The 7,082-nt window shown below is 67.2% G+C and carries 8 protein-coding genes, 1 tRNA gene and 1 pseudogene; 9 read left to right on the forward strand and 1 reads right to left on the reverse strand.

Features of this window, described 5'->3' with window-relative positions:
• Window position 1 precedes the first annotated feature (1 nt).
• The 8 genes from AC27VN_RS27955 (at window position 2) to AC27VN_RS27990 (ending at window position 6,449) form a co-directional block, all read left to right on the forward strand.
• A complete protein-coding gene (locus AC27VN_RS27955) occupies window positions 2-1,648 on the forward strand; it encodes a tetratricopeptide repeat protein (protein WP_490878639.1) in 1,647 nt (548 codons plus the stop codon).
• A 124-nt stretch (window positions 1,649-1,772) separates the two neighbouring features.
• Window positions 1,773-2,192 carry a lipoprotein insertase outer membrane protein LolB gene (locus tag AC27VN_RS27960; protein ID WP_296791239.1) on the forward strand — a complete coding sequence of 140 codons (420 nt, stop codon included), beginning with the start codon at window positions 1,773-1,775 and terminating at the stop codon, window positions 2,190-2,192.
• Window positions 2,189-3,079, forward strand: a complete 891-nt coding sequence (gene ispE, locus AC27VN_RS27965) for a 4-(cytidine 5'-diphospho)-2-C-methyl-D-erythritol kinase (protein WP_490878640.1) — start codon at window positions 2,189-2,191, stop codon at window positions 3,077-3,079. Before AC27VN_RS27960 ends, ispE begins: the two co-directional genes overlap by 4 nt.
• A 72-nt stretch (window positions 3,080-3,151) precedes the next feature.
• Window positions 3,152-3,228, forward strand: a tRNA-Gln gene (locus AC27VN_RS27970).
• Between the two features lie 174 nt (window positions 3,229-3,402).
• Window positions 3,403-4,377 (forward strand): ribose-phosphate pyrophosphokinase, encoded by a 975-nt coding sequence (locus tag AC27VN_RS27975; RefSeq protein ID WP_093341162.1) that lies wholly within the window; start codon window positions 3,403-3,405, stop codon window positions 4,375-4,377.
• Between the two features lie 135 nt (window positions 4,378-4,512).
• Window positions 4,513-5,157: a 50S ribosomal protein L25/general stress protein Ctc gene (locus tag AC27VN_RS27980; protein WP_296785289.1), complete on the forward strand. Its 645-nt coding sequence runs from the start codon at window positions 4,513-4,515 to the stop codon at window positions 5,155-5,157.
• A gap of 83 nt (window positions 5,158-5,240) precedes the next feature.
• Window positions 5,241-5,873 (forward strand): aminoacyl-tRNA hydrolase, encoded by a 633-nt coding sequence (pth, locus tag AC27VN_RS27985; protein ID WP_057595144.1) that lies wholly within the window; start codon window positions 5,241-5,243, stop codon window positions 5,871-5,873.
• A gap of 144 nt (window positions 5,874-6,017) precedes the next feature.
• Window positions 6,018-6,449: a hypothetical protein gene (locus tag AC27VN_RS27990; protein ID WP_490878641.1), complete on the forward strand. Its 432-nt coding sequence runs from the start codon at window positions 6,018-6,020 to the stop codon at window positions 6,447-6,449.
• Here the strand turns inward: AC27VN_RS27990 and AC27VN_RS27995 are convergent.
• Window positions 6,435-6,728, reverse strand: coding sequence for a YfhL family 4Fe-4S dicluster ferredoxin (locus AC27VN_RS27995; RefSeq protein ID WP_490878642.1), 294 nt, complete (start codon window positions 6,726-6,728; stop codon window positions 6,435-6,437). The two genes, AC27VN_RS27990 and AC27VN_RS27995, sit on opposite strands and share 15 nt — an antisense overlap.
• 117 nt (window positions 6,729-6,845) lie before the next feature.
• Here AC27VN_RS27995 and AC27VN_RS28000 point away from each other — a divergent pair.
• Window positions 6,846-7,082, forward strand: a pseudogene (locus AC27VN_RS28000) (ABC transporter permease); the annotation flags it as partial.

The following is a 7,082-nucleotide window of genomic DNA, read 5'->3' on the forward strand; positions in this document are numbered from 1 at the left end:
CCTGAGCGCCGACATGTTCTACGAGATCCTCATGGGCGAGCTCAGCGCGCGCTCGGGCGATCCCGGTTCGGGCTACCAGTACGTGCTCGATGCGGCGCGCAGGCTGCGCGACGGCAAGCTGTTCCAGCGCGCGATCGAGATCGCGCTGCAATCGCGCTCGGGCGATGCGGCCCTCGCCGCGGCACGCGCCTGGCAGGACACGGTGCCCAACTCGCGCGACGCGCGCCGTTTCGAGCTGCAGATCCTGATCCTGCTCAACCGCATCGGCGACACGACCGAACTGCTGCGCGCCGAGATCGCGGCCAGCCCGCAGGTCGAACGACCGCTGCTGATGGCGGTGATCGCGCGCAACTACTCGCGCGCCACCGACAAGAAGCTCGCCGCCTCGGTGGTCGAGCAGGCGCTGGTCGACGAATTCAAGAATCCCGCGACGGCGGGCATGGCCTGGGCCACGGTGGGCCGGCTGCGCCTCAATGCCGGCGACAACTCGGGTGCGCTCGAGGCCGCGCGCAAGGGCCAGCAGGCCGACCCGGCCTCCGATGCGCCCCCGGCGCTCGCACTCGAACTCATCGATCCGGGCCAGCCGCTGGCCGAACCGATCGTCACGCGCTACCTGGCCGGCAACCCGAAGGCTTCGCCCGAGCTGCGCGTGGCCTATTCGCGCGTGCTGGTCGAGAACCGCCGCTACGCCGAAGCCTCGAGCCAGCTGCAATCGCTGACCGTCGCGCGCCCCGAGCTCGCCGAACCCTGGCTGCTGCTCGGCAGCCTGCAGGCCCAGGCACGCCAGGACGCCGCGGCCGAGACTTCGCTCAAGCGCTACCTCGAGCTGGCCAGCAGCCAGCCGGCCGCCGCCGCGCAGGCCGAGGCCGGCGACCGCAACCGCGGCGTGACGCAGGCCTACCTGCTGCTGTCGCAACTGGCCGAGCGGCGCAAGGACTTCACCGGCGCCGAGCGCTGGCTCGCGCGCATCGACAACACCGACGACCTGGTGATCGCGCAGACGCGCCGCGCCGGCCTGCTGGCGCGCCAGGGCAAGCTGCCGCAGGCACGCGAGCTCGTGCGCGGCCTGCCCGAGCGCACGCCCGAGGACAAGAAGCAGAAGTTCCTGGCCGAGGTGCAGCTGCTGCGCGACGCCAAGCAGTTCCAGGCCGCCTACGACATGCTGGCCCAGGCCTCGGCCGCCGCGCCCGACGACACCGACCTCGTCTACGACCAGGCCATGATGGCCGAGAAGCTCGACCGCCTCGACGAAATGGAGCGGCTGCTGCGCCGGCTGATGCAGCTCAAGCCCGAGAACCAGAACGCCTACAACGCCCTCGGCTACTCGTTCGCCGATCGCAAGATCCGGCTCGAGGAAGCCCGCACGCTGATCCAGAAGGCCGTGCAGCTCGCGCCCGAGGACCCGTTCATCGCCGACAGCCTGGGCTGGGTCGAGTTCAGGCTCGGCAACACGGCCGAGGCCATCCGCATCCTCGAGGCCGCCTACAAGACGCGCCCCGATCCGGAGATCGGTGCCCACTTCGGCGAAGTGCTGTGGAGCATCGGCCAGAAGGACCGCGCGGTCACGATCTGGAAGGAAGCGCTGCTGAGCGACGCCGACAACGAGACCCTGCAGGAAACGCTCAAGCGCCTGCGGGTCAAGCCCTGAGATGGCGGCGCTCGTGGCCTCCGGCGGCGCGCGGCCCGATGGCGGCCGGCGCCTGCTGCTGACGGCAATCGCTACTTTTTCCATAGCGGGATGCGCGCAGTTGACGGGCGGCTCGAAGGCCTCCGTGCCGCGCGCGACGAATGCCTGGAGCGGCCGCATGTCGCTGCGCGTGGACAGCGAACCGGTGCAGACCTTCTCGGCGCTGTTCGAGCTGCGCGGCTCGCCCGAGACCGGAGAGCTCTCGCTCACCACGCCGATCGGCAGCACGCTGGCCCAGTTGCACTGGTCGCCCGGCGAAGCCCTGCTCAAGAACGGCAGCGATACGCGGCGCTACGCCTCGCTCGATGCGCTGATCGAGGCCGCCACCGGCGCCGCGATCCCGGTCGCCGCGCTGTTCGGCTGGCTCGAGGGCCGCAACGATCCCGTGCCCGGCTGGCGAGCCGACCTCGGCCAGCTCGCGAGCGGCCGGCTGCAGGCGCTGCGCGAGACACCGGCGCCGCAGGCCGACCTGCGCATCGTGTTCGAGCGCATGCCGGCGTCATGAAGGCGATCTACGACCTTCCCGCGCCGGCCAAGCTCAACCTCTTCCTCCACGTCACCGGCCGGCGCGACGACGGCTACCACCTGCTGCAGTCGGTCTTCATGCTGATCGACTGGTGCGACACGCTCCACGTCGAACTGCGCGGCGACGGCCAGCTGAGCCGCGAGGACCTGACCGTGCCGCTGCCGGCCGACGACCTCGTGCTGCGCGCCGCGCGCGCGCTGCAGGCCCATGCGGCGCCGGGCCAGGGCGCGCACATCGGCGTCGCGAAACACGTGCCCTCGCAGGCCGGCATGGGCGGCGGCTCTTCCGATGCCGCGACCTGCCTGCTGGCGCTCAACCGGCTCTGGAACCTGCGGTTGCCGCTCGCGGAGCTCGCGCGCATCGGCCTGTCGCTGGGCGCCGACGTGCCTTTCTTCCTCTCGGGCCACAACGCCTGGGTCGAAGGCATCGGCGAGAAAATCCGCCCGATCGAACTGCCGTCGGCACGCTTCGTTGTGGTCAAACCACCCGAGGGACTCGATACCCGTTTAATTTTTTCTGCGGATGATCTGCAACGGGCAAGTCCTGTTGCTATAATCACGGGCTTTGCTGCAGTACGCGAACAGCACGCAGATCAAAACCTCTTGAGCCTCGGCGAGGAAGTTTTCGATTTCGGCCACAACGACCTGCAGCCGGTTGCCCAACGGCTCTGTCCCGCGATCACCGACGCCATCGATTGGCTCGGCGCCCAGGGATTCGATGCCAGGATGACCGGCTCCGGAAGTTCGGTGTTCGCCAGAATGCAGCAGGAACCGCAGAACGCGGAACTGCTTTCGGGCCCCACGGGCTGGCAGGTTCGCCAATGCGACAATCTGGCCGCTCATCCACTTCGAGGTTGGGCAGCCTGAAAAACTGATCGGAGCGCCCAGGCGTTTCGATGCGACATATATCGGTAGGCGGTGCAAACCGTCGACCTGTGTAGGGGAGTCGCCAAGCTGGTTAAGGCACTGGATTTTGATTCCAGCATGCAAAGGTTCGAATCCTTTCTCCCCTGCCAAACCTTTCAGACACTACGGCCCGCGGGCCGTAGTTTCTTTTTGAAGCCGCGGTCCCTGGACCCGGCACTTCGTTTGCGGCCGACCCGCTGCAATAATCGGCGGCCCCAGGGTCGCCAAGACTCGTAACTCTTTGGCGGCTTTCCCAAGCCAAATCGCTCAGCCGGGACGCGCTCATGCAGGCTCACCATCCTGATTTCATGGTTTTCACCGGCAATGCCAATCCGGGCCTTGCTGCAGAAATCGCGAGCAACCTGGGCACCACCCTCGGTGCCGCCCGCGTCGGTCGCTTCTCCGACGGTGAAGTCACCGTCGAGATCAACCAGAACGTGCGGGCACGCGATGTGTTCGTGGTGCAGTCCACCTGCGCCCCGACCAACGAGAACCTGATGGAACTGCTGATCATGGTCGACGCGCTCAAGCGCGCTTCGGCCGAACGCATCAGCGCCGTGATTCCCTATTTCGGCTATGCCCGCCAGGACCGCCGCCCGCGCTCGAGCCGCGTGCCGATCTCGGCCAAGGTCGTGGCCAACCTGCTGGAAACCGTGGGCGTCGAGCGCGTGCTCACGATGGACCTGCACGCCGACCAGATCCAGGGCTTCTTCGACATCCCGGTCGACAACATCTACGCCTCGCCGGTGCTGCTCGGCGACCTGCGCGCCAAGAACTACGAAGACCTGATCGTGGTCTCGCCCGACGTCGGCGGCGTGGTCCGTGCGCGCGCGCTGGCCAAGCAACTGAACTGCGACCTCGCCATCATCGACAAGCGCCGCCCCAAGGCCAACGTCAGCGAAGTCATGAACGTGATCGGCGAGATCGACGGCCGCAACTGCGTGATCATGGACGACATGATCGACACCGCCGGCACGCTGGTCAAAGCGGCCGAAGTGCTGAAGGAACGCGGCGCCAAGAGCGTCTACGCCTATTGCACGCACCCGATCTTCTCGGGTCCCGCGATCGAGCGCCTCAGCAAGGGCACGGCCCTCGACGAAGTGGTCGTGACCAACACCATTCCCCTTTCCGACAGCGCCAACGGCTGCGGAAAGATCCGCCAACTCTCCGTGGCACCGCTGATCGCCGAGACGATCCAGCGCATTGCCAAGGGCGAGTCGGTGATGAGTTTGTTCTCGGACCAGGACAATCTCTTCTGAGATTGCGCTCCTGCCGTTCGGGCAAAAAGCCGGCTTCCCTGATCGGGAAGTCATTTTGAAACCGGCGCCGCACTGGTCGCGGTCGGCGCTCAAGAAGCGAAATGGCCGTCGTGCCTTCGCTCCAAGGAGTTAACTATGAAATTCGTCGCTTTCGAGCGCGCCAAGCAGGGCACGGGTGCGAGCCGCCGTCTCCGCATCTCGGGCAAGACGCCCGGCATCGTCTACGGTGGCGAAGGCCAGCCGCAACTGATCGAGCTCGATCACAACGCGCTGTGGCACGCCCTCAAGAAGGAAGCCTTCCACGCCTCCGTCCTCGAGATGGAACTCGGCGGCAGCGTGAGCAAGGTGCTGCTGCGCGACGTGCAGTACCACCCGTTCCGCCAGCTGGTCCAGCACATCGACTTCCAACGCGTCGATGCCAAGACCCGCCTGCACATGAAGGTGCCGCTGCACTTCAAGGGCGAGGAAGAGTCCGATGCCGTCAAGCTCGACCACAACCTCGTGAACCACGTGCTGACCGAACTCGAAGTGAGCTGCCTGCCCAGCGACCTGCCCGAGTTCATCGAAGTCGACCTCTCGACGCTGAAGAAGAACGCCACGCTGCACGTCAACGACATCAAGCTGCCCAAGGGCGTGAAGTTCGTGAGCCACGGCAAGACCAACCCGGTCGTGGTCTCGGCCGTGCCGCCGCTGGTCGCCGAAGAGCCGGCACCTGCTGCCGAAGGCGCTGCCGAAGCTGCACCCGCAGCGGCTCCCGCCAAGAAGACCGGCAAGAAGTAATTCTTCTCGGCTTCGCGCTGCAAACCAAAGGCCCGCCTCGCGCGGGCCTTTTGCATTGTGCGACCGCCCGATAATCCCGCCCCATGATCAAACTGTTCGTCGGCCTCGGCAATCCCGGGCCTGAATACGAAGCCACGCGGCACAACGCCGGCTTCTGGTGGATCGACGCCCTCGCGCGCGACTGGAAGCTCAACCTGGTGCCTGAGCGCAGCTACCACGGCCTCGCGGCGCGCGCGAACATCGGCGGCCAGAGCATCTGGCTGCTCGAGCCGCAGACCTTCATGAACCTCTCGGGCAAGTCGGTCGCGGCGCTCGCGCGCTTCTTCAAGATCGCGCCCGAGGAAATCCTCGTGGCGCACGACGAGCTCGACGTGGTGCCCGGCCAGGCCAAGCTCAAGTTCGGCGGCAGCCATGCGGGCCACAACGGCCTGCGCGACATCCATGCGCAGCTCGGCACCGGCGACTACTGGCGGCTGCGCCTGGGCATCGGCCATCCCGGCGTGAAGTCGGAGGTGATCAACTGGGTGCTCAAGAAGCCGCTGAAGGAACAACGCGACGCGATCGACGATGCGATCGTGCGCAGCCTGCATGCCCTGCCCGCGCTGCTCGCGGGCGAAATGGAAAAGGCCACGGCCACCATCCACACGAGCAAACCGCCCCGGCCCAAACCGCCGCGGCGCGAGCCTGGCGACGGCAGCGCGCCCGCCGCACCCTAGCCAGCGTTCATCGCGGGAAGCGCCGACAGAGCGCGAAGCAAGAGGGAGAGAAGAACGATGTCGACAACGAGGGAGGGAACGAGAAGAACGCACCGCCTGCACCGATCCATCGTCGCCAGAGCGATGGCCATCGGCGTCTGTGCAGTGACGAGCGCATTCGCGCAGCAGCCAGGCACGTCGACCTGGCGCTGCGGCAACAGCTACAGCGACCGCCCCTGCGCAGGCGGAACGACGGTGAAGGTGGACGACGCGCGCAGCGACGACGACCGCCAGGCCGCCGACGAGGCCACGCGGCGCAACGCGAAGCTGGCCGACCGGCTCGAACGCACGCGGCTGTCCGAGGAGAAGCAGGCGCATCAGCGCGACCAGCGTGCCGCGCAGGACGCCCAGCGCGCGGCACTCGCGCAACGCAGGCTCGAAGCCCAGGAGCGCCTGGAGAAGGCCAGGGCCACGAAGCTCGCGGCCGAGCCGCGCAAGGCCACGGCCAGCTACGGGGAGAGACCGGGATCGAAGCCCGGGGAGGAAGGCGGCGCGAAGAAGAAGCGCCGCAAGCCCGCGGCCTCAGACGCCGGCTGAGGGTAGGGACGGAGGCTGCGGCAGCGCGGCCTTCGTTGCCGTGAGACGCTGGTACTTCTGCATCAGCGTCTCGCGGCTTTCCACGTGGTCCGGATGGATCGGGATGCAAGCCACGGGGCAGATCTGCACGCACTGCGGCTCATCGAAGTGGCCCACGCATTCGGTGCACTTGTGCGGATCGATCTCGTAGATCGCCTCGCCCATGTAGATCGCATCGTTCGGGCACTCCGGCTCGCAGACATCGCAGTTGATGCATTCGTCGGTGATCATGAGGGCCATGCCGCGATTATCCCCGCAGGCGGAGTCCCCGGCGGCAACGTGGGAGAGCCATCCCCCCGGGGATCCGGTGCTACGGCACGCTTGTTGCAGTTGTCGGGTTATGCTGCGCCCCGCCCCATGAGCCTCTTTCTTCTCAAGCGCCTTGCCACGCTGATCGGCACGCTGATCGGCGCCTCCATCATCGTCTTCCTGGTCCTGGAGATCCTGCCCGGCAACGCCGCGCAGATGCTCATGGGCCCGGACGCCGCTCCCGAAGCCGTCGCCGCCCTGGCCACCAAGCTCGGCCTCGACCAACCCGCCTGGACCCGCTACTGGCACTGGATCGCGGGCCTGCTCACCGGCGACCTCGGCGAT

It is taken from the genome of Variovorax sp. 20P10.2.4, from assembly GCF_058244205.1.

Excerpts from the sequence above, each read along its gene's own strand:
- ispE (WP_490878640.1), top strand. The coding sequence starts at position 2,189 with ATGAAGGCGATCTACGACCTTCCCGCGCCGGCCAAGCTCAACCTCTTC.
- AC27VN_RS27975 (WP_093341162.1), top strand. The coding sequence starts at position 3,403 with ATGCAGGCTCACCATCCTGATTTCATGGTTTTCACCGGCAATGCCAAT.
- AC27VN_RS27980 (WP_296785289.1), top strand. The coding sequence starts at position 4,513 with ATGAAATTCGTCGCTTTCGAGCGCGCCAAGCAGGGCACGGGTGCGAGC.
- pth (WP_057595144.1), top strand. The coding sequence starts at position 5,241 with ATGATCAAACTGTTCGTCGGCCTCGGCAATCCCGGGCCTGAATACGAA.
- AC27VN_RS27995 (WP_490878642.1), bottom strand. The coding sequence starts at position 6,728 with ATGGCCCTCATGATCACCGACGAATGCATCAACTGCGATGTCTGCGAG.